Genomic DNA, 26,075 nt, shown 5'->3' on the forward strand with positions numbered 1-26,075 from the left:
GTATAATCTTGTTTATTTAATAATATCTGAAAATTCTTTCTTTTGTAAAGGGACTATAATTTTCTCAACAATTGTGTATGGGAAAGTATTAAACCTAATGTAATAATTTTTGAAGGAGGTTGAATTTTAATTGTTGAATTCAGAATATTTTGATATATTTTAAAGTATAGGACAAAATCTTTCGCACAGTACTCTTACATAAATTTTAAAATTTAGTTTGGAAGGGGATGTACAAGATTTGGATAAAAATCTAAAGAAAGACCTCAAAATACGCCACATTACAATGATTTCAATTGGCGGTGTAATAGGGGCTGGTTTGTTTGTTGGAAGTGGTGCAGTTGTACATTCGGCAGGACCAGGTTCTATCGTTTCATATGCATTAGCAGGACTTCTAGTCATTTTCGTCATGAGAATGCTAGGAGAAATGGCAGCTGTTAATCCGACAAGTGGTTCATTTGCAACGTATGCAAGAGAAGCGATTGGTCCTTGGGCGGGTTATACAATAGGCTGGTTATACTGGTTTTTTTGGGTAATTGTTATTGCAATAGAAGCCACAGCAGGTGCTGGTATTATCCAATATTGGATTCCACAAATACCGCTTTGGTTATTAAGTTTAATATTAACAATTTTATTAACGCTGACGAACGTTTTTTCGGTGAAATCATTTGGAGAGTTTGAATATTGGTTTTCTTTTATTAAAGTAATAAGTATTGTTTTGTTCCTTTGTCTAGGTCTTGCTGTTATTTTAGGATTTGTTCCAGGAACAGAAGCACCCGGCACTTCGAATTTAATTGGACAAGGTGGATTTATGCCAAACGGTATAAGTTCGGTCCTGCTTGGAATTACTGTTGTTATATTTTCATTTATGGGATCAGAGATTGTAGCAGTAGCCGCAGGTGAATCTGCAGAACCTGTAAAAGCAGTAAAAACAGCAACAAACAGTGTGATTTGGCGTATTCTTGTATTTTTTATTGGGTCTATAGCGGTAGTTGTCACGCTACTGCCATGGAATTCAGCAAACATATTAAAAAGTCCATTTGTAGCTGTACTTGAACATATAGGAATACCAGCGGCAGCACAAATTATGAATTTTATCGTTTTAACAGCTGTACTTTCTTGCTTAAATTCAGGCTTATATACAAATTCAAGAATGCTTTTTTCAATGGCAGAAAGAGGAGATGCTCCAAAGTCATTTTTAAAATTGAACAGTAGTGGTGTTCCCGTTCGAGCGGTTTTATTTGGAACTTTCTTCGCTTATATTGGAGTTGTGTTTAGTTACATTTCTCCAGATAAAGTCTTTTTGTTTTTAGTGAATGCATCTGGCGGGATTGCGTTACTAGTTTATCTCGTTATTGCAGTTTCGCATTTAAAGATGCGTAAAAAAATGGGGAAAGTAGAACAAAAAAATTTGAAAGTGAAAATGTGGCTTTTTCCGTATGTAACGTATGTTACAATTGCTGCTATTATAGCAGTTTTAGTTGCGATGTTCGCAATTGATACTTTACGTTCACAAGCACTTTTAACAATGTTTGTTACAGTTCTTATCATACTTTCTTATTTTATTTTTAATAGAAATAAAAATAGCACAGTTTTGAATCCTAAAAGTAAGAATGAGGAATCTGTTCGATTCTAATTTTCTTATTTTCGAAGAGAGTTACACCCAGTCATTGCTATAAAAGAATCATATATAATCATAGAAACAAGTAATTACTATTGTCATAGTGGATATAAACTTTTTTCTTGACTTTTTATACGAAGGCGAGCAAAATGGTAAAAAAGGAAGGGGGGATGATGATGGAAGAGTACGTATTAGAGCTGTATAACCTGTTATATACGACAGAATGGCAAGATATTGTTTCGTTTCTAGGAATAGTATTTTGCATGAAAATTGTAATTGTATATATGGAAGAGCAAGGTATGTTCTATTCCTTCTCATCTCCGTTCGATGTGCAGCGCGAGCCGTTGCTAAACTATGCCAATGTGAATTACGAACAATTTCCTTTTGTAGTTTTCTTTATGATTCGATTTATTACAGCAATTGTAAAGAAGAAGGAAAGTGATGATGAAGAGTGCCACGCAACTTGTAAGGTAGCTAACGTTTTTTAAGCTAAATACAAGGAGGAGATTTATATGTGGTTTCGATTTCTTATGATTGGTTTCTTTTCATTAACAGCAATTTCTTTAATGGGATATCAAGTGTCTGAAATTTTCCAAGCATATAGCGATACATTTTTTAACAAAAACTAATCGCGTTGCTATTTGAATAATAAAGCGATAAAATCCTTCTTAAGAAGTTTTATTAAGAAGGATTTTTTCTTTGTCTTATCTTGCTGTGTCAAACTATTGTCACATTTACACTGTGAATAGTATGTTAAAATAGTGAGGTTACGTATACATATTTGAAGGAAGAGGGAGTGACCATTTTGGTGGATCAATCAACAAATCAGAAAAGCTATGCTCCTATTGTGATAACGCTTTCTGTAATTGTAAATGCGATTATTTTATTTTTGTTCTTTGGACCTGTTGGCTATGAAGGAGAATTACATTTTGATGTAACAATTTTACCAATGTTAAATGCAATTTTTAATAGCTTTACGTTCGTATTCTTATTAGCAGCTCTATACTCTATTATTAAGAAGAATGTGAAAATGCACCGTGGTTTCATCCTGGCAGCATTTACAACGACGTTGCTATTTTGTGTTTCTTATTTATCTTATCATTACTTAGCGCCAGCAACACATTTTGGCGGAGAAGGATTCATTAAATATGTGTATTTCATCATTTTAATTACACATATTATCCTAGCAGCAATTATTGTACCGCTTGCATTGTTTGCACTTGTATTTGGTTTTACAAATCAATTAACACGTCATCGTAAAATTGTACGTTGGACGATGCCGATTTGGTTATATGTAAGTTTATCTGGTGTTATTGTTTACTTAATGATCTCACCTTATTACCAATAAAAAATCTCAGCCTGTAGGCTGGGATTTTTTTATTAAGCAAATATTTTTGTGAAATGAAAAAAATATGGTATACAAAAGTATAGTTGCTTTTCATATAGAAGGGATGGTAAAGGAATATGCAAAATTTTGTATTTCGTAATCCAACGAAACTTATTTTCGGTAAAGGTCAATTACAGCAGTTAAAAACTGAAATTCCACAGTTCGGTAAAAAAGTTCTTCTCGTATACGGGGGAGGCAGCATTAAAAGAAACGGTATTTATGATAATGTAATTTCTATTTTAAAGGATATAAATGCAGAAGTATTTGAATTAACAGGTGTTGAACCGAATCCACGTGTATCAACTGTAAAGAAAGGGATTCAAATTTGTAAAGAAAATGGTGTTGAATTTATTTTAGCAGTTGGTGGAGGAAGTGTAATCGACTGTACGAAGGCAATTGCAGCTGGTAGTAAGTACGATGGAGATGTATGGGATATTGTAACGAAAAAAACATTTGCTAATGAGGCATTACCATTTGGTACTGTACTTACTCTTGCAGCAACAGGATCTGAAATGAATGCAGGCTCGGTAATTACAAACTGGGAAACGAATGAAAAGTATGGATGGGGTAGCCCGGTTACTTTCCCGCAGTTTTCAATTTTAGATCCAGTTCATACTACTTCTGTACCGAAAGATCAAACAATTTACGGTATGGTAGATATTATGTCGCACGTATTAGAACAATATTTCCATCATGGAACGAATACAGAACTACAAGATCGTTATTGTGAAGCTGTTTTAAAAACAGTAATTGAGACAGCTCCTAAGCTTTTAAGTGATTTAGAAAATTATGAGCATAGAGAAACTATTTTATATTGTGGTACTATGGCGTTAAACGGCATTTTAGCAATGGGAGTAAAAGGAGATTGGGCCACTCATAATATTGAGCATGCAGTTTCTGCTGTTCATGATATACCACACGGGGGTGGCCTTGCGATTTTATTCCCGAACTGGATGAAGCATGTTGTAGAGGAAAATGTAAGTCGTTTTAAACAGTTCGCTATTCGTGTATTTGATATAGAAACAGGTGGTAAAACAGATAAAGAAGTGGCGTTAGAAGGAATTGAGGCACTGCGTCAATTTTGGACTTCAATTGAGGCGCCAGTAACATTATCTGATTACGCTATTGGAGAAAATGAAATTGATTTAATGGCGGATAAAGCGATGGCGTATGGTGAATTTGGTAACTTTAAAAAATTAAATAAAGATGATGTTTTAAGTATATATAAAGCTTCTTTATAAGTGAATTTAGAAAAGAAACCTATTTGATTGTTTGATCGAATAGGTTTCTTTTTGCTGTTTATAAACGTTTTTGGATGTTTTTGATTATTTTTGATTGTTTACGGTTGATTTTTGTGACCGTTTTCATTATACTGTAATCAAAGAAGAGGTGAATAAAATGTTAACTCCTGAACGTCATCAAATGATATTGCAACTTGTAAAAGAACAGAAAGTTGTAAAATTACAGCAATTAGTTGAAAGAACAGAAAGCTCTGAATCGACAATTCGCCGTGATTTAGCGCAATTGGAAAAGCAAAGGTTATTAAAAAGAGTTCATGGTGGTGCCGCTGTTTTAACAGGAAAAGGGCAAGAACCAACGATGGTTGAAAAATCATCCAAAAACATTCAAATAAAACAACAAATTGCTAAGTATGCGGCTAGCGTTATTGAACAAGGTGATTGTATTTATTTAGATGCAGGAAGTACAACATTTGAAATGATTCCATTTTTAATAAATAAAGATGTTACTGTCGTTACGAATGGACTTATGCATATTGAAGCTTTAGTTGAAAATAATATTCGTGCGTATTTACTAGGCGGAATGATGAAGAGTAGGACGAAAGCTTTAATCGGTGCTATGGCACAGGAAAGTATGCAGAAGTATCGTTTTGATAAATGTTTTTTAGGTGCAAATGGTGTACATGAACAGCTTGGCTTTACAACGCCAGATCCAGAAGAAGCGCTCTTAAAACAAATGGCATTAACATTAGCAAACGAAGGATATTTCTTAATTGATGAAAGTAAGTTTTCAGAAGTTGCGTTTGCGAAAATTGCAAATGTTGAAGATGCAAATATTATTACAAACCATTTAGAAATTGATTTAGAAAAATATAAACAACAAACCAATGTAATTGAGGCTGATAAACAATGATCTATACAGTTACTTTAAACCCATCTATTGATTATGTAGTGCAAGTTTCTTCCTTTGATTTAGGAACAATAAATCGAGCGGAAAAAGATATGAAGTTTCCTGGAGGAAAAGGAATTAATGTTTCTCGTGTTCTTCAGCGTTTAGGTGTTAAAAATATAGCACTTGGATTTACTGGTGGATTTACTGGTCAATTTATTAAAGAGGTATTACAGACGGAAGGTGTAACAACAAACTTCGTCCAAGTAGATGAAGATACTCGCATTAATGTGAAAATAAAAGGGGAAGAAGAAACAGAATTAAATGGCCAAGGTCCTATTGTAACAAAAGAGCAGTTCGAACAGTTAATGAAAAAAATTGAGAGTATGCAACCTGGAGATTGTGTTGTACTTGCTGGGAGTGTACCAGTTTCTATTCCAAGTACCTTTTACGAATCAATTGCTGCGTTTGGAGCTGAAAAAGGTATTCGTGTAGTAGTAGATGCAAGTGGAAGTGCACTGCAACATGTAATTAAAAATAAGCCATTTTTAATTAAGCCAAACCACCATGAACTTGGTGAGTTGTTTGGAGTGGAGCTTTCAACAGTAGAGGACGTTTTACCTTATGGAAGAAAATTAATTGAACAAGGTGTAAAACACGTTATCGTATCGATGGCTGGAGAGGGAGCTTTATTATTTACAGCAGAAGGTATATATGAAGCGACTGTTCCAAAAGGTGTTGTAATTAATTCAGTTGGGGCCGGGGATTCTCTTGTTGCAGGGTTTGTAGGCAAATATGAACAGACAAAAGATATTGAAAAGGCATTTCAATACGGCGTTGCAACAGGGAGTGCAACAGCATTTTCAGCTGATTTATGTAAGAAGGAAAAAGTAGAAGAATTATTGTCGCAAGTAATTGTAGCTAAGCGATAGGGGGAAGCAACATATGAAAATTACAGAACTATTAAAAAGGGATACAGTCATTATGGATTTGACAGCTTCAAATAAAGAAGCTGTCATAGATGAATTAGTTGAGAAATTAAACGGGGCAAATCGTTTAAATAGTAAAACGGAATTTAAAGAAGCTATTTTAAAGCGGGAGTCCCAAAGTACGACTGGAATAGGGGAAGGTATTGCAATACCTCATGCGAAGACAAAGGCTGTTAAACAACCATCGATTTGTTTTGGTAGAAGTGTAAGCGGTATCAATTATGAGTCGCTTGACGGACAGCCAGCACACTTATTCTTTATGATTGCTGCAAGTGAAGGAGCGAATAATACTCATTTAGAAACGTTGTCTCGTTTATCGACATTATTAATGGATGAAGGATTTCGCAAGCAACTATTAGAAGCAAAGGATGAAAGTGAGCTTCTTCAACTATTTGATGAAAAAGAGAATGAAAAAGAAGAAGAGACTGAAGTCGCAAAACCAGAAGGAAATGAACCGTACGTACTTGCTGTTACAGCTTGTCCAACTGGAATCGCTCACACATATATGGCAGCGGATAGCTTAAAAGCAAAAGCGACAGAGTTAGGAATAGCGATTAAAGTTGAAACAAACGGATCAACAGGTATTAAAAACGGTTTAACGAAAGAGGATATTGAACGTGCAACAGCTATTATTGTTGCGGCGGATAAACAAGTAGAAATGAATCGTTTTGCTGGTAAACATGTCATTCAAGTGCCAGTTGCTGATGGGATTCGAAAAACGGAAAATCTGCTTAAGCGAGCTGTCAAACAAGATGCACCAATCTTTAAAGGTGTAAAAGAGGACGGGAAATCAGAAAGTATTGAGGGAGAAAAAGGATTAGGAATTTATAAGCATTTAATGAGCGGTGTAAGTAATATGCTTCCATTCGTTGTTGGCGGCGGGATTTTAATAGCGCTAGCGTTTTCGTTTGGTGGTATAAAGGCGGAAGGTCCTTTAGCTGAATTGTTCATGTCAATTGGTGGAGGAAAAACAGGTGCGTTTTTATTCCTTGTACCAATTTTAGCTGGATTTATTGCAAGTTCTATTGCTGATCGTCCTGGTTTTATGCCTGGTGTTGTAGGTGGATTTTTAGCGGCGAATGCGAATGCTGGATTTTTAGGTGGGTTAATTGCTGGTTTCTTAGCTGGATATGTTGTTTTAGGGTTGAAAAGATTATTTTCAGGACTACCAGTACAATTAGAAGGAATTAAACCTGTATTGTTATATCCAGTCTTTGGATTATTGATTACAGGAGTTGTAATGCAAAAAGTAGTAATTCCGCCTGTAGTAGCATTAAATGAAATGTTGACAGGGTGGTTAAATGGTTTAAACGGTACGAATGCTATATTACTAGGTCTTATTTTAGGTGGTATGATGGCAATTGATATGGGGGGGCCAATTAATAAAGCGGCATTTACGTTTGGTATTGCTGCAATAGAAGCACAGAATTTTGGAGTGCACTCAGCAGTTATGGCTGGTGGGATGGTACCGCCACTTGCGATTGCATTCGCAACTACATTCTTTAAATCAAAGTTTACAGAAGCGGAACGTAAATCTGGTTTAACCAATTATATTATGGGAGCATCGTTCATTACAGAAGGTGCGATTCCGTTTGCTGCTGCAGATCCGGTTCGAGTAATCGTAAGTTGTGTTGTTGGTTCAAGTATTGCAGGTGCGTTATCTATGTTATTCCAAATTACATTACCGGCACCGCATGGTGGATTATTTGTAATAGCGTTAGTAAATAAACCGTTACTATATATTTTCTCTATATTAATTGGAACAATTGTTTCGGCTGTTATGCTAGGTGTTTGGAAAAAGAAAGTTCAATAACAAATAAAAAGAGAGCAGTTTTTAGTAGCTGCTCTCTTTTTATTACAAAAAAATAGGTTAACAATTGAATATTGATGTTTTTTGGTAAAATATGTAACGAATTGTTACTTTTTTGTAACAAAAAAGTAACACTGTAATTTTTTCTGGAAAAAAGTTCTTGTGCTCGTATATGAAAAATATATGAAAACCACTGGAGATTGTATGAGGAATACATTTTATTAATATGGAAATTTATGTTACAACTCGTTAATCGTATATTACGAATGCTTTGTAATTGTGTGATTTCTAAAAATTCTAAAAATCTGTTGCTATAATGAAAATACGAAAACAAAGCAAATGGAGGCTATTCATGAAAAAATTATTAGGTATAGCAACAGCAGCAGTTTTTGGTCTTGGGATTTTTGCGGGTTCTGCTAAAGCGGAAACAATTGTAACAACAGACGTATTAAATGTTAGAGAAAACCCAAATGTAGAGTCAAAGCTTGTAGGTAAAGTGTTCAGTGGGAATACACTAGATGTTATAAATACAGAAAATGGATGGACAAAAATTAAGTTGAACGGTAAGGAAGCGTTTGTAAGTGCCGATTTTACAAAGAGCACATATTATGTAACGGCGGGCGTATTAAATGTTCGTGCTGGAGCGAATACTGATTCTGAAATTTTAGGTAAACTTAATAAAAATGATGTGATTGAAACGACGAATCAAGTTCAAAATGAATGGTTACAATTCGACTACAATGGAAAAGTTGGATATGTTCACGTGCCATTTTTAACAGGAACAGCACCTGTAATCGAAAAGAAAGAGGTTGTAGCTCAAGAAGAAGCGCCAGCTAGAACAAATACGCCAGTTAAAAATAATACAGTAGTTAAGAATAAAGAGTCTGTTAAGAGTAACGATTCTATTAAGAATGTAGAATCAAGTAAACCTGTGGTAAAAGAAAAACCGGCTGCAAAACCAGTTGCAAAATCTACTGAAACAAGTGCGCCTACTGGTGGTCGTGAAATTACAGTAGAAGCGACGGCATATACAGCAGATCCGAGTGAGAATGGTTCGTATGGTGGTCGTGTATTAACTGCAATGGGGCATGATTTAACAGCAAATCCAAATATGAAAGTAATTGCTGTTGATCCGAAAGTAATTCCGCTTGGATCAAAAGTATGGGTAGAAGGATATGGAGAAGCGATTGCTGGAGACACCGGTGGTGCGATTAAAGGAAATCGTATTGATGTATTAGTCGGTTCAGATGGTAGTGCTAATAGCTGGGGGCGCAAATCTGTAAAAGTGAAAGTTATACAATAGGTTATCGATATTAATATAAAAAGCGGTTGCTTGAAACTATGTAAGCAGCCGCTTTTTATGGATTATTGAAATGGATAAATAGTTTTACCTGTGATAATTTTATATGCACTGCAAAATTGCGTTTGTATATATTCTGTATTTTTATTTTCTGGATGTAATGTTGTTTCATGGAGAGTAGAATGAAAAGCCCGTAGTAAACAATTTAGGGCGAAGTATAATTCCTCTTGTGAACAATTTTGTTCTTTTGTAGAAGTGGCTAAAATGAGGTCTTTTGTCAAAGATGAAAAATTGATGGTGGATTGTTTCATAGTTAACTCATCCTCTCGAAACTATTTTTATCATGTATATGCAGAATTGGACAAACTATGTTCTTTTTTCTGTGTAATTTCATGTACCGAAATGAAAGAACTTGCAATCATGCCGTTAAAATTGGTAAGATTGGGTATAATCAATAGATGGAGTATATTACATAAAGAGAGTTGAATGATATGGGAGAAGTGCAACGTGAAAAAGTTGCTGTCATCATTGGACCAACTGCTGTTGGAAAGACGAAGTTAAGTATCGATCTTGCCAAAGCGTTGAACGGTGAAATTATTAGTGGTGATTCCATGCAGATCTATCGAACGATGGATATTGGAACTGCAAAGGTAACAAAAGCAGAGATGGACGGAATTCCACATTATATGATCGATATAAAAAATCCGGAAGATTCATTTTCTGTCGCGGAATTTCAAGAACGTGTTCGCAAGCATATTCGAGAAATTACAGAACGTGGTAAATTACCAATTATAGTTGGTGGGACCGGTCTTTATATACAATCTGTTTTATTCGATTATCAGTTTACAGATGATGCTGGTGATGTGATATACCGAGAGCAAATGGAAAAGTTAGCTTTAGAACGCGGTGTGGAATATGTACATAAAAAATTGCAAGAAGTAGATCCAGAAAGTGCGGAGCGTATTCATGCAAATAATGCACGACGTGTCATTCGGGCGTTAGAAATTTTCCACATGACGGGTGAAAAAATGAGTGACCAAATTGAGAAACAAGAAAAAGAGTTACTCTATGATGTTTCATTAATTGGCTTGACAATGGATCGAGAAATGCTATACGATCGCATTAACTTACGAGTGGATTTGATGATGGAACAAGGCCTATTAGAGGAAGTAGAAGGGCTGTATAATAGAGGGATACGAGATTGTCAATCTATTCAAGCGATTGGATATAAAGAAATCTATGATTATTTTGAGAATCGAGCCTCTTTAGAAGATGCGGTGTCACAATTAAAGACGAATTCGCGTCGTTATGCAAAACGTCAATTAACGTGGTTCCGTAATAAAATGGATGTCACGTGGTTTGATGTTACAGACGGTGAAAAAACGTCAGAAATTTTACGATACATAGAAGGAAAGTTACAAGTAAAGTCGAATAATAGTAAGTAGAGAAAAAGAGGAGGATTCGACATGAAGCAATCAATCAATATTCAAGATCAGTTTTTAAATCAACTCCGTAAAGAAAATACGTTTGTTACGCTGTACTTATTAAATGGTTTCCAGCTTCGTGGATTAATTAAAGGATTTGATAATTTTACAGTCCTGCTGGAAACAGAAGGTAAGCAGCAGCTTATTTATAAACATGCAATTTCTACATTTGTACCACAAAAAAATGTTTCAATTGAATTAGAATAGTAATGAATTATTGTACATAACAAAAAAGAGCGAGTTTCCTCGCTCTTTTTTTATTTGTCATAAACAATATATGATGAAATTTAAGCGATTCTAAATACAGTAAGGCGGATATTAGTATTTCCTGTCGCAGGGATTGTAATCTCATTAAGAGTAGATTGGACAGAAATTCTTGCACCAGCTGCTAATGTTTCGATTGTAGTAAATGAAAGTGAGTCGCCTATTAAATTTGAAGAGAAATTATCAGTTGCGACTGCTCCATTAATTGAAATGCCTACTCCGAGTGGAGCGCATCCTGGCGCAGTTGTAGAAATGGATACGCTAATTACATAAATACCACCGTTAATAACAGTAACTGTATCTGTGCCGTTGAAGATAATATTGTTTACGTTAATTGCAGTACTAAAAATAAAGTTATTAAATTGCAGTACTGTTTGCTGAATATTGTTTGTTACAACAATTGTTGCTATAGGGAAGCTAGGTCCAGTTGGCCCAGTAGGTCCGGTAGGTCCACCAGAAGGTCCAGTAGGTCCAGTAACTCCTATGCCAGTAGCGCCGGTAGCACCCGTTGGTCCTTGAATGCCTTGAGGTCCGGTAGCGCCCGTGTTACCTTGAACACCCTGAGGTCCAGTAGCACCCGTGTTACCTTGAACGCCTTGAGGTCCAGTAGCGCCGGTAGCACCCGTGTTACCTTGAACACCTTGAGGTCCAGTGGCACCAGTAGCACCCGTGTTACCTTGAGCACCTTGAGGTCCAGTAGCACCCGTGTTACCTTGAACACCTTGAGGTCCAGTAGCGCCGGTAGCACCCGTGTTACCTTGAACACCTTGAGGTCCAGTAGCGCCGGTAGCACCCGTGTTACCTTGAACACCTTGAGGTCCAGTAGCACCAGTAGCACCCGTGTTACCTTGAACACCTTGAGGTCCAGTAGCACCAGTAGCGCCCGTGTTACCTTGAACACCTTGAGGTCCAGTAGCGCCGGTAGCACCCGTGTTACCTTGAACACCTTGAGGTCCAGTAGCGCCGGTAGCACCCGTGTTACCTTGAACGCCTTGAGGTCCAGTGGCACCGGTAGCACCCGTGTTACCTTGAACACCTTGAGGTCCAGTGGCACCAGTAGCACCCGTGGCACCCGTGTTACCTTGAACACCTTGAGGTCCAGTAGCGCCGGTAGCACCCGTGTTACCTTGAACACCTTGAGGTCCAGTGGCACCAGTAGCACCCGTGGCACCCGTGTTACCTTGAACACCTTGAGGTCCAGTAGCACCAGTAGCGCCCGTGTTACCTTGAACACCTTGAGGTCCAGTAGCACCGGTAGCACCAGTAGCACCCGTGTTACCTTGAACACCTTGAGGTCCAGTGGCACCAGTAGCACCCGTGTTACCTTGAACACCTTGAGGTCCAGTAGCACCCGTGTTACCTTGAACACCTTGAGGTCCAGTGGCACCAGTAGCACCCGTGTTACCTTGAGCACCTTGAGGTCCAGTAGCACCCGTGTTACCTTGAACACCTTGAGGTCCAGTAGCGCCGGTAGCACCCGTGTTACCTTGAACACCTTGAGGTCCAGTAGCGCCGGTAGCACCCGTGTTACCTTGAACACCTTGAGGTCCAGTAGCGCCGGTAGCACCCGTGTTACCTTGAACACCTTGAGGTCCAGTAGCGCCGGTAGCACCCGTGTTACCTTGAGCACCTTGAGGTCCAGTAGCGCCGGTAGCACCCGTGTTACCTTGAACACCTTGAGGTCCAGTAGCGCCGGTAGCACCCGTGTTACCTTGAACACCTTGAGGTCCAGTAGCGCCGGTAGCACCCGTGTTACCTTGAGGTCCAGTAGCGCCGGTAGCACCCGTGTTACCTTGAGCACCTTGAGGTCCAGTAGCGCCAGTAGCACCCGTGTTACCTTGAACACCTTGAGGTCCAGTAGCGCCAGTAGCACCCGTGTTACCTTGAGCACCTTGAGGTCCAGTAGCACCCGTGTTACCTTGAACGCCTTGAGGTCCAGTAGCACCGGTAGCACCCGTGTTACCTTGAACACCTTGAGGTCCAGTAGCGCCGGTAGCACCCGTGTTACCTTGAACACCTTGAGGTCCAGTGGCACCGGTAGCACCAGCAGGTCCTTGAGCACCTTGAGGTCCAGTAGCGCCAGTAGCACCCGTGTTACCTTGAGGTCCCTGAGGTCCAGTAGGTCCAGGAGGCCCGCCAGAAGGTCCGGTAGGTCCGGTAACTCCTATACCAGTAGCGCCAGTGGCACCGGTAGCACCCGTGTTACCTTGAGGTCCAGTAGCACCAGTAGCGCCCGTGTTACCTTGAACACCTTGAGGTCCAGTAGCGCCGGTAGCACCCGTGTTACCTCGAGGCCCAGTGGCACCGGTAGCACCCGTGTTACCTTGAGGTCCGGTAGCACCAGTAGCACCTGTGTTACCTCGAGGCCCAGTGGCACCGGTAGCACCCGTGTTACCCTGAGGTCCAGTAGCGCCGGTAGCGCCCGTGTTACCTCGAGGCCCAGTGGCGCCGGTAGCACCAGTAGCACCCGTGTTACCTTGAGGTCCGGTAGCACCAGTAGCGCCCGTGTTACCTCGAGGCCCAGTGGCGCCGGTAGCACCAGTAGCACCCGTGTTACCTTGAGGTCCAGTAGCGCCGGTAGCGCCCGTGTTACCTCGAGGCCCAGTGGCGCCGGTAGCACCAGTAGCACCTGTGTTACCTTGAGGTCCAGTAGCGCCGGTAGCGCCCGTGTTACCTCGAGGTCCAGTGGCACCGGTAGCACCAGTAGCACCCGTGTTACCTTGAGGTCCAGTAGCGCCGGTAGCGCCCGTGTTACCTCGAGGTCCAGTGGCACCGGTAGCACCAGTAGCGCCTGCTGGTCCAGTAGGTCCGGTAGGTCCTTGAATAAACGAAGCGGAATTAACTAGAGCAGTTTGTAATGCTGCTATTAATTTAAGGAGCTCTTGAAGTGTGCAAGGGTCAATTCGGAATAATTTTGTAATGTATAGTAAATAGTTAATGAGATTTTGAAGCTCAATAAATACAGCGCTTGCTACAAAGGTTGGATTTCTTAATATAGTTATTAAGTTTTTAATGATAGCTAACCCTTGTGCTTTCAGGGAGGAAGTAGCGTCTAGTGAACAAATAAATTTACTCAGTAGGTTCAATGTATCGATTAGATCTTCAATATTTTGGGGAGATGGATTTGCGAAAAGTGTTGGGATTATTTTTGTTAAATCAATAATAATCGCACGAAATGTTCTAAGTTGAGCTTTAGTAATTGGGATTGATGGAGTATTTGGGATTCGTCCGGCGCTACTTGGAAAGCATGGTTTGGAGAATTTGTTTTGATTGTCGTTATAACGAGACATTAAATCTCTCCTTTCTCACGAAAATGTGAACGAAACTCATCATAGTAGATGCAGAAATTAGTTAAATGGTCATAGTAAAATCGTTTGTTTAAAGAAAAAATAGAAAAAACGCCTTACAATAAGGCGTTTTTTCTATTTTCTGCGTATTGATAATATCGCTTTAATGAAATTTTTGATTTGAATCCAGCGAGTTTTATAATTTCTGATTCAGGAGTTTCTTTTTTTATTAAGTTTAAAATATAGGTGTTACGAAAATGTTGTCCTGAAATTCCTTTACGTAAATTGGCTCTAGCCACTTCGAGGCGAATCATTTTTTGTATAGCAATTTCCGTTAATGCCTTTGGTGCATCATTTTCATATACCCACCTGTATGTTCCACGGTTAAAATCGAATGCGACAAATAATGGATCATCACTATGGTATTTAGGACGAACTGGTTCCGGGATGCTTTTGTAATAATTATATAGTTGTTTTTTGTCTTCTTTTGCTAATGTAATTGTTCTTTCTACACCTGCGGTTGCTGGGATTGATAATGTGTTAGTTTCAAAGTGAACGTGATGCATTGTTAATGCTGTAAGTTCCTGTAAGGATAAACCGTAGTCAATCAATAGATTTAAAATAGCAATATTGCGATCCATTAATAAGGGGCGCACAGGAAGTTGTTTTTCTGAAAGTCCTTCTAATGAAGTGACTATATACTTTAACCTTTTTTCTTCATCAGGTGAAATGAAATCTTCGTTACGAAGTGTACGGTCTGGTTGAATAGATATCTCCATATTTTTCAATGGATTAGGAATGTTTAGAAAATGATGCATTCTATTTAGTACAATAAATACACGATGCATCGTTTTTTCTGAGTAATGTCGATTCGTTTTTAAATCGGAAAAGTAATCTTCGTAGTCTTTTGTACAAAGTGTAGCCCATATATTACTGGAAGGGAGCTTTTTGTTTTTTTCTAACCAATGTCCGAAGTCTTCAACGTCATAAACATAACGTTTAATAGTTGAGGGTTTTCGGCCTTTATTCAATAAAAAAATAGAAAAGGCTTGTATTGTATCATGGAATTCCGTTGTCTCCATAGTCCCACCACCTTAATTATTTCTTATATTATAGCAAACTTTTCTGAAAATAGGCATTTACAAGGGGGACAGGAATAATAATATTTGGTGAGTGGATAAAATGAGGTGATTGTATGGAACAATCGATGCGAAAGAAAAACAACAATCAAATTAATATTGTGTTAAACCATCGAAAGAAAATTTCTTTGCCAGCCGCAGAAAATAAAACGGTAATTTCAAATGAAACTGCAATTAAACATGAAATGCTGCAGAGAATTGAAGAAGAGATGGGGAAGCTTGTTGGGATGGATGATATAAAAAAGATAATAAAAGAAATATATGCTTGGATTTATGTGAATAAAAAAAGACAAGAGAAGGGATTGAAGTCAGAGAAGCAAGTACTTCATATGCTGTTTAAAGGGAATCCAGGTACAGGGAAGACAACTGTTGCTAGAATGATAGGGAAATTGCTGTTTGAGATGAATATTCTATCGAAAGGCCACTTGGTTGAAGCTGAACGTGCTGATCTTGTAGGAGAGTACATCGGCCATACAGCTCAAAAAACAAGAGACTTAATAAAAAAAGCAATGGGAGGTATTTTGTTTATTGATGAGGCGTATTCTTTAGCTCGAGGAGGAGAGAAGGACTTTGGAAAAGAAGCAATTGATACGCTTGTAAAACATATGGAAGATAAACAACATGGTTTTGTATTGATTTTAGCTGGATATTCAAGAGAGATGAATCACTTTCTTTCATTAAATCCAGGGCTGCAATCTCGTTTTCCATTTATTATTGAATTTGCGGATTACTCGGTAAATCAGTTGTTGGAAATTGGGAAAAGAATGTATGAAGATCGTGAATATCAGTTATCGAAAGAGGCTGAATGGAAATTTAGGGATCATTTACATGCTGTAAAGTATTCGTCGCAAATTACATCGTTTAGTAATGGGCGGTATGTACGGAATATTGTTGAAAAATCAATTCGTACACAGGCGATGCGGTTGTTGCAAGAAGATGCCTATGATAAAAATGATTTAATTGGAATATCGAGTATGGATTTGATGCTCGAAGAGGAGACGCACAGTACATAAACTGTGCGTCGATTTTTGTGTATAAGTTCGTTTACTCTTTTTTTTCTTTTTCTTGGTGTACTTTATGGAAGTGTTCCATTTTAGCGCTCTTTTCGTGTGCTGAATTAGGATCGTGTCCAAATTGATTTACTGAGCTTTTTTGAGCTCCTTTATTAACGTGGTTTGTCATTTGTATTCACCTCACTTTAAAAATTAGTATAAACATTATATAAAGAAAAAATCGTTAGAAAAGAAAAACCTCTTTACGATATGTAAAGAGGTTAGATTGCTATTTATGGATTGAACGTTCTTTCGTTTCGATACGTCTGTGTGGTAAATGCCATTTGTAATGAATAGAAACCATGCGGAAGCAAACAATGAAAATGAATAAAATGTAAAGAGCCCAATCGCTAACAATAATTTGAGCGCCAATTAAAAAACCTGCTAAAATTGTCCAAAAGGCATATACTTCAGCTCGAAGAACGAGAGGTTTCCTGCGGGCTAAAAGATCGCGAATGATACCGCCGCCAATACCAGTTAAAACAGCTGCTACAATTGTGGCGCTAATTGGTAAATTTAATTTTTGGGCATATAATGCTCCTTGTACAGCAAATGCTGATAAGCCGATAGCGTCAGTGATATTTTCCCACTTTTTCCAATGTCTAATTAACTTATTTGGAAAAAGAAAAATAATAGTCATTGATAAAAGTGCGATTTGGAATAACATGTCTTGTTGCCAAAACGCGACAATCGGATAACCGATTAATAAATTACGAAGGGCACCTCCCCCAAATGCGGTTGCCATTCCTAAAATATACACCCCGAAAATATCATAATCCTCTTCCATTGCAACAATGGCTCCGCTTAGTGCGAAAGCGATTGTGCCTATGATGCTAAAAATCTCCCATGCCATGAATTTTCTCCCCCGCTAACTAGATGAAATGTGCTTCCTCTGCTATTATATTAGAAGGTTTAAATTTCGAAAAGGATGAGTGAACATATTTGATGGAAGAAAAAGAAAAAGTCATATTAGTAGGCTGTCAATTGCCACAAGATGATGATGAAAAATTTATGCATTCCATGAAAGAGCTTGCATCACTAGCGAAGACTGCACGAGCAGAATTGTTAGTGTCAACAACGCAAAAACGACCAAAGTTTCATCCGGCAACTTACATAGGTAAAGGGAAATTAGAAGAGCTTACAATGTTAACTGAAGAATTAGAGCCGGATGTTATTGTATTTAATAATGAATTAACGCCGAGTCAAATTCGGAATTTATCCTCAGTATTAAATGCGAGAGTAATTGATCGAACGCAACTAATACTGGATATTTTTGCGCAACGTGCGAAGTCGAGGGAAGGTAAGCTTCAAGTAGAATTAGCTCAGTTGCAATATACAATGCCGCGTCTTATGGGGCAAGGATTGTCCTTATCGCGTCTTGGTGGTGGTATTGGAACGAGAGGACCAGGTGAGACGAAATTAGAGACGGATCGTCGTCATATTCGATCCCGTATTGATGAAATAAAGAAACAACTTGCAGTTGTTGTGGAACATCGAAAAAGATATCGTGAGAGAAGAAAAGATAATAAAGTATTTCAAGTTTCGTTAATAGGGTATACAAATGCAGGGAAATCGACACTGTTTAATAGATTAACGGAAGCTGATACGTTTGAAGAAAACCTTCTGTTTGCAACATTAGACCCAACGACGAGGAAGATGCCGTTACCTTCTGGTTATATAGTATTACTAACTGATACTGTTGGTTTTATACAAGATTTACCCACTTCATTAATCGCTGCTTTTCGTTCGACACTGGAAGAAGCGGGGGAAGCAGATGTCATTTTACATGTAGTTGATTCCGCGGATCCTAACTACATAGGGCATGAAAAAACAGTAAAACGATTATTATCAGAACTTGAAATTAACCATATTCCTATTATTACGTTATATAATAAAAAAGATGAATTACATCAAAACTTTATTCCGTTTCCGAAAAGTGATTTCTTAATGACTAGTGCTTTTGAAGAAAGTGATTTATTGCGTATAAAAGAAGCGATAGAAACGAAGATGAAGAAAGAAATGGATTGTTATCGAGTGGAAATCCCTCCGAGTGAAGGTAAGTTGTTAACGCTTTTAAAGACGGAAACTCTATTAGCAAAGATGGAGTTTCTAGAAGATAAATTTGTATATGATTGTGCAGGGTATATTTTTACTCATTCATCGCTTAATGTGCAATTAAAGAGATTTTTAGTGGAAGAAGGAGAAAATAAAAATGTTTGATCGTTTGAAAAATGGAGAAAAAATTGCTCCAATTGTAAAAGAAGTAGAGAGTCAGATTACAGAAGTACATAAACGTGCGGATGAAGTGATTGAAAGCAATCAGTTTCGTGTATTAGAAAGTTTTCGGAAACATAAAATTAGTGACTCGCATTTTATCCCGACAACAGGTTATGGTTATGATGATATTGGCCGTGATACGTTAGAAAAAGTGTATGCTGATGTATTTGGGGCGGAAGCTGGACTTGTTCGTCCGCAAATTATTTCAGGTACTCACGCTATCTCTACAGCGTTATTTGGTATTTTACGCCCGGGAGATGAGTTATTGTATATCACTGGGAAACCGTATGATACGTTAGAGGAAATTGTTGGTGTACGTGGGAAAGGTGTAGGTTCATTTAAAGAATATAATATCGGTTACAATGCAGTTCCGCTAACTAGTGCTGGGCTTGTTGATTTTGAGGCTGTTGCAGCGGCGATTCATAATAATACGAAAATGATCGGTATTCAGCGTTCGAAAGGTTATGCTACTCGTCCATCGTTTACTATTTCTCAAATTAAAGAGATGATCGCGTTTGTTAAAGAAATTAAACCTGATGTTGTTGTGTTTGTAGATAACTGTTATGGCGAGTTTATTGAAGAGCAAGAGCCATGTCATGTTGGTGCAGATTTAATGGCGGGTTCGCTTATTAAAAACCCGGGCGGCGGAATTGTTAAAACTGGTGGTTATATTGTCGGGAAAGAACAGTATGTTGAAGCGTGTGCATATCGTTTAACGTCTCCGGGAATTGGTGCGGAAGCTGGAGCGTCTTTATACAGTCTGCAAGAAATGTATCAAGGGTTCTTCTTAGCGCCACATGTTGCAGGACAAGCGCTGAAAGGTGCAATTTTTACAGCTGCGTTTTTAGAAAAGTTAGGAATGAACACGTCACCAGCGTGGAATGCGCCAAGAACAGACTTAATTCAATCGGTTCAATTTGATGATAAAGATCGTATGATTGCCTTCTGCCAAGCGATTCAATATGCATCTCCAATTAATTCGCATTTTACTCCGTATGCAAACTATATGCCAGGTTATGAAGATGATGTAATCATGGCGGCGGGAACGTTTATTCAAGGTGCAAGTATTGAATTGTCTGCTGATGGTCCAATTAGACCACCGTATGTTGCGTATGTGCAAGGTGGCTTAACGTATTCGCATGTTAAAATTGCGATTTGTTCTGCGATTGACGAATTGATTGAAAAGAATTTATTAATAATTTCTTAATGGGAAGCTGTCGATTTTGGCAGCTTTTTTCGTATAAAAGTAATGATTTATGCGATTAGAAAAAAGAATGAAAAAATTCATAAAAAAATTATAAAAAATCATGTAAGAAAAGCTAACATCTATTGACACTAAACATAACATGGTATAAAATGAGAAGCAGTTAAGGCGAAGGAGGAACTGAAAAATGAAAGAAGATAGACGTTCTGCCCCGCTGTTTCCTATTGGTATTGTTATGGATTTAACACAATTGTCTGCACGTCAAATTCGCTACTATGAAGAGCATAATCTTGTTTCTCCAACCCGTACAAAGGGGAATCGTAGATTATTTTCATTTAACGATGTAGATAAGTTGTTAGAAATTAAAGATTTGTTAGATCAAGGCCTGAATATGGCTGGTATTAAACAAGTGTTACTAATGAAAGAAAATCAAACAGAAGCAGTGAAAGTAAAAGAAGAAACGAAAGAAATTTCAAAAACTGAGCTTCGCAAAATACTTCGAGATGAACTACAACATACAGGTAGATTCAATCGAACTTCATTGCGACAAGGTGACATTTCAAGATTTTTTCACTAAAGATAACTGATTCTGAAGGCGATTAGAGGGACTAAGGAGGAATTTATAATGTCTAGATACACAAAAGAAGATATTTTCCGTTTGGCGAAAGAAGAGAATGTAAAGTATATCCGTTTACAATTTACGGACCTTTTAGGGGTAATTAAAAACGTAGAGATTCCAGTGAGACAATTAACGAAAGCTCTTGATAACAAAATGATGTTTGATGGATCTTCGATTGAAGGTTTCGTACGTATTGAAGAGTCTGATATGTATTTATATCCTGATTTAGACACTTGGGTAATTTTCCCTTGGACAGCTGAAAAAGGTAAAGTAGCTCGACTAATCTGTGATATTTACAATGCAGATGGCACTCCATTTGATGGAGACCCACGTAACAACTTAAAACGTGTGTTAAAAGAAATGGAAGCTTTAGGATTTTCAGACTTCAATCTTGGACCAGAGCCAGAATTCTTCCTATTTAAGGTTGATGAAAAAGGAAATCCAACATTAGAACTAAACGATAACGGTGGATACTTCGACCTTGCGCCGATGGATCTAGGGGAAAACTGTCGTCGTGATATCGTTCTTGAACTTGAAGAAATGGGATTTGAAATTGAAGCATCTCACCATGAGGTTGCTCCAGGACAGCACGAAATTGACTTTAAATATGCAAATGCAATTCGCTCATGTGATGACATTCAAACATTCAAACTTGTTGTAAAAACAATTGCTCGTAAACATGGTTTACACGCAACGTTTATGCCAAAACCACTATACGGTGTGAACGGTTCAGGTATGCACTGTAACTTATCATTATTTAAAAATGGTGAGAACGTATTCTTTGATGCAAACGGTGACTTACAATTAAGTGATGATGCTCGTCACTTCATCGCAGGTATTTTAAAACATGCACCAGCATTTACAGCGATAGCAAACCCAACTGTAAACTCATATAAACGTCTAGTACCTGGATATGAAGCGCCTTGTTACGTAGCATGGTCTGCACAAAACCGTAGTCCGTTAGTACGTATCCCTGCATCTCGTGGTATTAGTACACGCGTAGAAGTGCGTAGTGTTGACCCAGCTGCAAACCCATATTTAGTAATGGCTACATTATTAGCTGCAGGTCTTGATGGAATTAAAAACAAATTAACTCCACCAGCAGCAGTAGATCGTAACATCTATGTAATGACAAAAGAAGAGCGCGAAGAAGCAGGTATCGTTGACTTACCAGCAACATTAGCGCAAGCATTAGTTACATTACAATCTAATGAAGTAGTATGCGGTGCACTAGGAGAACACTTACTTGAGCACTTCATCGAAGCGAAAGAGATTGAGTGGGATATCTTTAGAACACAAGTTCACCAATGGGAACGCGATCAATACATGTCTCTATACTAAGAGGCTTGAACCCTTGATACAACTCGTATCAAGGGTTTTTTAATTCCCTATTATTACAATTTTATGTGGTTGCAAAATGAAAAATAGCCACATAAAAGCCAATAATTAATAACAAGTAGTGATATCATAGAAAAACATTATCAGATAAACGTAAGTTTTATATAATTTATGAACTAAAAAAGCCTTGATACTACGGTATCAGGGCTTTTTTAGTGAAGTTATTGGATATATTAACTACTAGATAATGGATTGTTTTTGGTTATTTTAAATCATGTTACTAAGAAAATCTTTTCAAAAGAATTGATTTTATCTTTTTTAAATCACTTGTGCTATAACTTAATAATTCTTTACTGCCTGTACAACGCGACCAATTATTTTTACATCTTCAGCTGAAAGGTCGTAAGTTTTTGGTTCGTGGATAGGGTCATTACTCAATGGTATTAAAGTAATGATGCTTCCGGATTTTGAAATCTTTTTCACGGTAGCATCATAACCATTGACTTTTACAACAGCAATTTGTCCGTTTTCAACATAAGGAGTTTCCTCTACTAAAACATAAGAACCATCAGGGAATTCGAGATTCATGCTAGTGCCTTTTACAGTAAGATAAAAATACTTTTTACGTTTGTTTAAAAATGTACTCAGCATGGGTAAATAGCCTTCGATATTTTCTTCAGCGAATATTGGTGTACCAGCTGCTACAGAACCAATGATAGGAATATGAAGAATGTTTGATTGATCGTTTTGGATGGTTTCATAAATAGAAACTTCTTCTTTAACAGTATTGTCCTCTTGAGTTGCGAGTCTTTCTAAATCATCAGTAGTAATTCCTAATCCCTTACAAACTTTTATGACATTATCAACAGACGCTTTACCAATCCCTCTTGATAACATGGATTGCAGTGTTGTGGGGGGGAGACCTATTTTTTCGGCGAAGGCTCTTTTGCTATAGCCAGCTTCTTTTATTAAGCGTGTTACAACCTCTGCTTTTTTCATTACTTTCACCATCTTTCTTATTAAAATGTATACGATATTGCGTATTTCTGTATATATCATAACCTAACTAAAATTGTTAGTAAATAGAAAAATATACGAAATTGAGTATTTAAATACGTTTTTTTGTTGACTAAATACGAAACTGAGTTTATATTTAAATGGAAATGAACGCAATATCGTACAAAAAAACAGGTGGTGAGTCAATGTATCCGAATTTGCGTGCAGAGATGGCGAGAAAAAGAATTATGATTACACAAATTTCTTCGCATCTGAAACTTCGCCACGCAACAGTGAGCGACAAAATAAATGGTAAATTTCGTTTTTATTATGATGAAGCTTTTGAAATTAAGAAAACTTTTTTTCCAGAACATAGTTTGGAATATCTTTTTGAATTTGAAGAAAATGAAGCGAATTGAAATCGGAGGAAATTTACTTAAAATGTAACCCTATAATCGAATTATTGAATGATGATTTAATAAGAGGGTTCATATCAAAGTATTTAATTTAAATTCCGATAACTAGTTAATTTGTAAAAAGAAAGTAAAGAATTATGCGTAGTGCGAAATTATCTCAATGCAATAAAGATAGTCCAAAATTAGTAGTGAGGAGGAGATGAGGATGGGGCAATTAATTGACTCATCAGTACATAGTTCATTAGTATTTGAAGTTAATGGCAAAGTAGTAACGGATAGTTTGATAATTGCGAAGATATTCAAAAAAAATCACTTCGACGTTTTGAAGGAAGTTCGAAAACAAATTGTATATGTAGGTGAAGAGTTTGGAGGAGAAAATTTTCACGAGTCCACTTATTTTAATTCAAAGAATAGGCGAATCCCTAAATATGATTTAACAGAAGAAGCATTCACGTTACTTGTTATGGGATATACCAGTAGAGAAGCGGTTGGAATGAAAATCAAATTTATGAAAGAGTTCAAACGAATGAAGCAATATATACAAAATCAACAAAATGTGCCAAAGGATCCAATGGGGGTTTTAAAGTTAACATTTGCTGCGTTAGAAGGACATACTCAGGAGATACAAGAGATAAAGTCTGAGGTGAAGGGTTTGCGAGAAAATACGCCGCTTTATGCTATCGAGTGTGAAGAGATAACAAGGGCTGTAAAAAGGTTAGGTGTTATGTTATTGGGAGGTAAAAATTCAAATTCTTATCAGGATATCGGTCTTAGAAGGAAGTTATATAGAGATATTTATAGTCAGTTACATCGGGAATTTGGTGTGAATAGTTATAAAGCTATTAAACGTTATCATTTGGATAGAGCAATACAAATGATTAATGAAGAATATTCAATTCCAACTGTTTTAAATGAAGAAATTACAGTTAAAAACTCACAAATAAATATGGCAGACATTCAGTAGGAGGAAAGAACATGCAAAGAAAGATTTTAGTAATTACTAGCAGTTTAGCAGGGTTACCAACTGTCAGTGAATTTAAAACAAAAGAAGATGCAAAAGAGCAGGTTAGAAAGCTTATTCAAAAAGGAATGAGTCAAAATGTGATTCGTATAACACAAGAAATTCCAATGAATATCGAAATCCAAGTGGATGTTGAACTTGAGGAATAAGAGAGGTTTAGAAGAAAATAGATATGGATAGCATGATTGTTTTGGATGAATGCATAAGAAAAGAATCCGTTGCAGCGGATTCTATAAGAAAAAATATCTCTAGATAAGTATAACATTGAATACCGTTTTTGAGAATTGATGAGGTGGCTAGTATGGGGATTATTCGAGTGAAAAAAGATAGTAATTATTCCGTTATAAATAATACTGGTTTAAAAGATGAAAGGTTGTCATGGAAAGCGAAAGGAATCTTAGCCTATGCGCTTACATTACCAGACGATTGGACTTTTCATATTAGCGAATTAGCTCGACATGCTAAGGATGGAGAAGATTCGCTCCGTACAGGTTTTAAGGAATTAAAAGAATTAGGTTATGTAAAACGTTATCCTGTTCGTGATGGGAATACGAAAAAAATTACAAGGTGGGATACGGAAATTTACGAAACGCCACAAAGGAACATGCCACAAATGGAAAACCAAGATGTGGTAAAGCCATATGAGGAAAATCAGAAACTACTAAATACTAATAGACTAAATACTAATAAACGAAATAATAATGATGATATGGATAAATTAGAATCTCGTGTATTCATCAATGAGAGGGTTAAAGTAAGTTGTAACTTTATTAAGGGGATGGGCATTCCGTTAAGTGAAATTGCAATTGCAGAGTTGGGGAGTTTTTGTAATTTGTTTAGTGGGGAGTTAATTCAGCATGCAATTAATAAAGCCGTTGATGAGAATGCGCCAAGATGGAACTACATTAAGGCTATATTGAGGAATTGGAAGGAGCAAGAAGTTAAAACATTAGTTGATGTGGCCATACTAGATAGACGTTTCGAAATGAGCAAGAAAAAGAAATATAACGGGACAGGTAGGAAGTATTCAAATAGAAAAGAGATTGTACCCGATTGGTTATATAAAGATGATGAATCAACAAATCTAGAAGAGGAAAGAAAAACCGTGCAGTCTACTGATGAAGAGCGTGAGAGATTACAAGAAGTGTTAAATAAATATAGGTCATAAGAAAAAATGCTAGATGATTTACAAGTAATAAAGATTGAAAAGGCTAATAAGCATATTCATGCTATTAAATTAGTATTAAGAGACTTTGTAAAAAGAACGGAAGTGGGTGAATCAGTAAGTGTTCGAATGGCTCAAAGATTATAAGAAGTTAGAAGAAGAAATTGCTTATTTAGAATACAACTTAGATAAATCAAAAGCCGAATTGAAGCGTTGGATTAGCGGTGATTTGCAAAATGTAAGATTAACCGCTGAATCGGAAGGGGCTAAGGTAGAAGGGCGGATTGAAGCAATTGAATATGAATTAGCTCATAAAATGAATGAAGAGTATGATTTAAAGCTTTTGATTAATAAGTTTACAGGACTGGATCATCAAATACTTAAAATGAAATATGTTGATGGAATGACTTTAGAGCAAATTGCGTTTGAATTACATTATAGTACAGGCTATATACGCCGAAAACATGCTGAAATAAGGAAGATTGTCAAGTTTTTAGATGGATTTTAGTGTTACCTTTTTGTAGGATACATGTAGTGTACAGAAAGTATTGAAAAAGTGATTTATAGTAGTAATATAAGATT

The 26,075-nt window shown here is 37.2% G+C and carries 26 protein-coding genes; 20 read left to right on the forward strand and 6 right to left on the reverse strand.

What is annotated here, in order from left to right:
• Window positions 1-238: 238 nt before the first annotated feature.
• The 8 genes from gabP (at window position 239) to entD (ending at window position 9,234) form a co-directional block, all read left to right on the forward strand.
• A complete protein-coding gene (gabP, locus tag MKY38_RS03695) occupies window positions 239-1,633 on the forward strand; it encodes a GABA permease (protein ID WP_044307334.1) in 1,395 nt (464 codons plus the stop codon).
• Between the two features lie 134 nt (window positions 1,634-1,767).
• A complete protein-coding gene (locus MKY38_RS03700; protein WP_003271231.1) occupies window positions 1,768-2,106 on the forward strand; it encodes a hypothetical protein in 339 nt (112 codons plus the stop codon).
• A gap of 317 nt (window positions 2,107-2,423) precedes the next feature.
• Window positions 2,424-2,966, forward strand: a complete 543-nt coding sequence (locus MKY38_RS03705; protein WP_000228314.1) for a DUF420 domain-containing protein — start codon at window positions 2,424-2,426, stop codon at window positions 2,964-2,966.
• Window positions 2,967-3,082: 116 nt separating this feature from the next.
• Window positions 3,083-4,246, forward strand: coding sequence for an iron-containing alcohol dehydrogenase (locus MKY38_RS03710; protein ID WP_242320895.1), 1,164 nt, complete (start codon window positions 3,083-3,085; stop codon window positions 4,244-4,246).
• A 157-nt stretch (window positions 4,247-4,403) separates the two neighbouring features.
• Window positions 4,404-5,156 carry a DeoR/GlpR family DNA-binding transcription regulator gene (locus tag MKY38_RS03715; RefSeq protein ID WP_000957279.1) on the forward strand — a complete coding sequence of 251 codons (753 nt, stop codon included), beginning with the start codon at window positions 4,404-4,406 and terminating at the stop codon, window positions 5,154-5,156.
• Complete coding sequence (gene pfkB / locus MKY38_RS03720) at window positions 5,153-6,064, forward strand: 1-phosphofructokinase (protein WP_000640859.1); 912 nt, start codon at window positions 5,153-5,155, stop codon at window positions 6,062-6,064. The genes MKY38_RS03715 and pfkB overlap by 4 nt, the downstream gene beginning before the upstream one ends.
• A 13-nt stretch (window positions 6,065-6,077) precedes the next feature.
• Window positions 6,078-7,934 carry a PTS fructose transporter subunit IIABC gene (locus MKY38_RS03725; protein WP_006922259.1) on the forward strand — a complete coding sequence of 619 codons (1,857 nt, stop codon included), beginning with the start codon at window positions 6,078-6,080 and terminating at the stop codon, window positions 7,932-7,934.
• A gap of 349 nt (window positions 7,935-8,283) precedes the next feature.
• Window positions 8,284-9,234, forward strand: a complete 951-nt coding sequence (gene entD, locus MKY38_RS03730; RefSeq protein WP_000734610.1) for a cell wall-binding protein EntD — start codon at window positions 8,284-8,286, stop codon at window positions 9,232-9,234.
• Between the two features lie 62 nt (window positions 9,235-9,296).
• On the opposite strand, the gene MKY38_RS03735 is transcribed toward entD, so the two are convergent.
• Window positions 9,297-9,542, reverse strand: coding sequence for a hypothetical protein (locus MKY38_RS03735; protein WP_000814429.1), 246 nt, complete (start codon window positions 9,540-9,542; stop codon window positions 9,297-9,299).
• A 180-nt stretch (window positions 9,543-9,722) separates the two neighbouring features.
• Between MKY38_RS03735 and miaA the strand changes: the two genes are divergently transcribed.
• On the forward strand, window positions 9,723-10,676 hold the full coding sequence (gene miaA, locus MKY38_RS03740; protein ID WP_006922262.1) for a tRNA (adenosine(37)-N6)-dimethylallyltransferase MiaA: 954 nt from the start codon (window positions 9,723-9,725) through the stop codon (window positions 10,674-10,676).
• Window positions 10,677-10,697: 21 nt separating this feature from the next.
• Window positions 10,698-10,922, forward strand: a complete 225-nt coding sequence (gene hfq / locus MKY38_RS03745; RefSeq protein ID WP_000813896.1) for an RNA chaperone Hfq — start codon at window positions 10,698-10,700, stop codon at window positions 10,920-10,922.
• A gap of 80 nt (window positions 10,923-11,002) precedes the next feature.
• On the opposite strand, the gene MKY38_RS29240 is transcribed toward hfq, so the two are convergent.
• Window positions 11,003-14,269, reverse strand: a complete 3,267-nt coding sequence (locus tag MKY38_RS29240; protein ID WP_445286067.1) for a Gly-Xaa-Xaa repeat protein — start codon at window positions 14,267-14,269, stop codon at window positions 11,003-11,005.
• 113 nt (window positions 14,270-14,382) lie between these two features.
• Window positions 14,383-15,348 (reverse strand): tyrosine-type recombinase/integrase, encoded by a 966-nt coding sequence (locus MKY38_RS03760; protein WP_000450326.1) that lies wholly within the window; start codon window positions 15,346-15,348, stop codon window positions 14,383-14,385.
• Between the two features lie 113 nt (window positions 15,349-15,461).
• Between MKY38_RS03760 and spoVK the strand changes: the two genes are divergently transcribed.
• Entirely contained in the window at window positions 15,462-16,418 is a 957-nt protein-coding gene (gene spoVK, locus MKY38_RS03765) for a stage V sporulation protein K (protein WP_000438174.1), read from the forward strand.
• Between the two features lie 31 nt (window positions 16,419-16,449).
• Here spoVK and MKY38_RS03770 read toward each other — a convergent pair whose 3' ends face one another.
• Both MKY38_RS03770 and MKY38_RS03775 read right to left on the reverse strand, forming a co-directional pair.
• On the reverse strand, window positions 16,450-16,587 hold the full coding sequence (locus tag MKY38_RS03770; RefSeq protein WP_000181503.1) for a hypothetical protein: 138 nt from the start codon (window positions 16,585-16,587) through the stop codon (window positions 16,450-16,452).
• Between the two features lie 99 nt (window positions 16,588-16,686).
• Window positions 16,687-17,310, reverse strand: coding sequence for a trimeric intracellular cation channel family protein (locus MKY38_RS03775; RefSeq protein WP_341048106.1), 624 nt, complete (start codon window positions 17,308-17,310; stop codon window positions 16,687-16,689).
• Between the two features lie 92 nt (window positions 17,311-17,402).
• Here MKY38_RS03775 and hflX point away from each other — a divergent pair, with 92 nt between their 5' ends.
• The 4 genes from hflX (at window position 17,403) to glnA (ending at window position 21,898) form a co-directional block, all read left to right on the forward strand.
• Window positions 17,403-18,677, forward strand: a complete 1,275-nt coding sequence (gene hflX / locus MKY38_RS03780; RefSeq protein ID WP_141402315.1) for a GTPase HflX — start codon at window positions 17,403-17,405, stop codon at window positions 18,675-18,677.
• Window positions 18,670-19,941: a methionine gamma-lyase family protein gene (locus MKY38_RS03785; protein WP_000460304.1), complete on the forward strand. Its 1,272-nt coding sequence runs from the start codon at window positions 18,670-18,672 to the stop codon at window positions 19,939-19,941. The genes hflX and MKY38_RS03785 overlap by 8 nt, the downstream gene beginning before the upstream one ends.
• Window positions 19,942-20,125: 184 nt before the next feature.
• A complete protein-coding gene (gene glnR, locus MKY38_RS03790) occupies window positions 20,126-20,515 on the forward strand; it encodes a transcriptional repressor GlnR (RefSeq protein ID WP_000656783.1) in 390 nt (129 codons plus the stop codon).
• 48 nt (window positions 20,516-20,563) lie between these two features.
• Entirely contained in the window at window positions 20,564-21,898 is a 1,335-nt protein-coding gene (glnA, locus tag MKY38_RS03795; RefSeq protein ID WP_000092763.1) for a type I glutamate--ammonia ligase, read from the forward strand.
• Between the two features lie 336 nt (window positions 21,899-22,234).
• Here glnA and MKY38_RS03800 read toward each other — a convergent pair whose 3' ends face one another.
• Window positions 22,235-22,894 (reverse strand): LexA family protein, encoded by a 660-nt coding sequence (locus MKY38_RS03800; RefSeq protein ID WP_033692152.1) that lies wholly within the window; start codon window positions 22,892-22,894, stop codon window positions 22,235-22,237.
• A gap of 203 nt (window positions 22,895-23,097) precedes the next feature.
• Here MKY38_RS03800 and MKY38_RS03805 point away from each other — a divergent pair, with 203 nt between their 5' ends.
• From MKY38_RS03805 to MKY38_RS03825, 5 genes are all read left to right on the forward strand, one after another.
• Entirely contained in the window at window positions 23,098-23,310 is a 213-nt protein-coding gene (locus MKY38_RS03805; protein ID WP_000283431.1) for a hypothetical protein, read from the forward strand.
• Between the two features lie 202 nt (window positions 23,311-23,512).
• Window positions 23,513-24,271: a phage regulatory protein gene (locus MKY38_RS03810; RefSeq protein WP_006920058.1), complete on the forward strand. Its 759-nt coding sequence runs from the start codon at window positions 23,513-23,515 to the stop codon at window positions 24,269-24,271.
• An 11-nt stretch (window positions 24,272-24,282) separates the two neighbouring features.
• Window positions 24,283-24,477, forward strand: coding sequence for a hypothetical protein (locus MKY38_RS03815; RefSeq protein WP_001189065.1), 195 nt, complete (start codon window positions 24,283-24,285; stop codon window positions 24,475-24,477).
• A gap of 152 nt (window positions 24,478-24,629) precedes the next feature.
• Complete coding sequence (locus MKY38_RS03820; protein WP_033696536.1) at window positions 24,630-25,496, forward strand: DnaD domain protein; 867 nt, start codon at window positions 24,630-24,632, stop codon at window positions 25,494-25,496.
• A gap of 118 nt (window positions 25,497-25,614) precedes the next feature.
• Complete coding sequence (locus MKY38_RS03825; protein WP_000464425.1) at window positions 25,615-26,001, forward strand: DUF1492 domain-containing protein; 387 nt, start codon at window positions 25,615-25,617, stop codon at window positions 25,999-26,001.
• Window positions 26,002-26,075: the final 74 nt, after the last annotated feature.

It is taken from the genome of Bacillus sp. FSL R5-0585 (genome assembly GCF_038004545.1).
Taxonomy (GTDB): domain Bacteria; phylum Bacillota; class Bacilli; order Bacillales; family Bacillaceae_G; genus Bacillus_A; species Bacillus_A cereus.

Excerpts from the sequence above, each read along its gene's own strand:
- MKY38_RS03805 (WP_000283431.1), top strand. The coding sequence starts at position 23,098 with ATGTATCCGAATTTGCGTGCAGAGATGGCGAGAAAAAGAATTATGATT.
- MKY38_RS03785 (WP_000460304.1), top strand. The coding sequence starts at position 18,670 with ATGTTTGATCGTTTGAAAAATGGAGAAAAAATTGCTCCAATTGTAAAA.
- MKY38_RS03800 (WP_033692152.1), bottom strand. The coding sequence starts at position 22,894 with ATGAAAAAAGCAGAGGTTGTAACACGCTTAATAAAAGAAGCTGGCTAT.
- spoVK (WP_000438174.1), top strand. The coding sequence starts at position 15,462 with ATGGAACAATCGATGCGAAAGAAAAACAACAATCAAATTAATATTGTG.
- MKY38_RS03815 (WP_001189065.1), top strand. The coding sequence starts at position 24,283 with ATGCAAAGAAAGATTTTAGTAATTACTAGCAGTTTAGCAGGGTTACCA.
- MKY38_RS29240 (WP_445286067.1), bottom strand. The coding sequence starts at position 14,269 with ATGTCTCGTTATAACGACAATCAAAACAAATTCTCCAAACCATGCTTT.
- hfq (WP_000813896.1), top strand. The coding sequence starts at position 10,698 with ATGAAGCAATCAATCAATATTCAAGATCAGTTTTTAAATCAACTCCGT.
- MKY38_RS03710 (WP_242320895.1), top strand. The coding sequence starts at position 3,083 with ATGCAAAATTTTGTATTTCGTAATCCAACGAAACTTATTTTCGGTAAA.
- pfkB (WP_000640859.1), top strand. The coding sequence starts at position 5,153 with ATGATCTATACAGTTACTTTAAACCCATCTATTGATTATGTAGTGCAA.
- glnR (WP_000656783.1), top strand. The coding sequence starts at position 20,126 with ATGAAAGAAGATAGACGTTCTGCCCCGCTGTTTCCTATTGGTATTGTT.
- miaA (WP_006922262.1), top strand. The coding sequence starts at position 9,723 with ATGGGAGAAGTGCAACGTGAAAAAGTTGCTGTCATCATTGGACCAACT.
- MKY38_RS03700 (WP_003271231.1), top strand. The coding sequence starts at position 1,768 with ATGGTAAAAAAGGAAGGGGGGATGATGATGGAAGAGTACGTATTAGAG.
- hflX (WP_141402315.1), top strand. The coding sequence starts at position 17,403 with ATGGAAGAAAAAGAAAAAGTCATATTAGTAGGCTGTCAATTGCCACAA.
- MKY38_RS03770 (WP_000181503.1), bottom strand. The coding sequence starts at position 16,587 with ATGACAAACCACGTTAATAAAGGAGCTCAAAAAAGCTCAGTAAATCAA.
- MKY38_RS03820 (WP_033696536.1), top strand. The coding sequence starts at position 24,630 with ATGGGGATTATTCGAGTGAAAAAAGATAGTAATTATTCCGTTATAAAT.
- entD (WP_000734610.1), top strand. The coding sequence starts at position 8,284 with ATGAAAAAATTATTAGGTATAGCAACAGCAGCAGTTTTTGGTCTTGGG.
- glnA (WP_000092763.1), top strand. The coding sequence starts at position 20,564 with ATGTCTAGATACACAAAAGAAGATATTTTCCGTTTGGCGAAAGAAGAG.
- MKY38_RS03735 (WP_000814429.1), bottom strand. The coding sequence starts at position 9,542 with ATGAAACAATCCACCATCAATTTTTCATCTTTGACAAAAGACCTCATT.
- MKY38_RS03725 (WP_006922259.1), top strand. The coding sequence starts at position 6,078 with ATGAAAATTACAGAACTATTAAAAAGGGATACAGTCATTATGGATTTG.
- MKY38_RS03810 (WP_006920058.1), top strand. The coding sequence starts at position 23,513 with ATGGGGCAATTAATTGACTCATCAGTACATAGTTCATTAGTATTTGAA.
- MKY38_RS03760 (WP_000450326.1), bottom strand. The coding sequence starts at position 15,348 with ATGGAGACAACGGAATTCCATGATACAATACAAGCCTTTTCTATTTTT.
- MKY38_RS03775 (WP_341048106.1), bottom strand. The coding sequence starts at position 17,310 with ATGGCATGGGAGATTTTTAGCATCATAGGCACAATCGCTTTCGCACTA.
- MKY38_RS03715 (WP_000957279.1), top strand. The coding sequence starts at position 4,404 with ATGTTAACTCCTGAACGTCATCAAATGATATTGCAACTTGTAAAAGAA.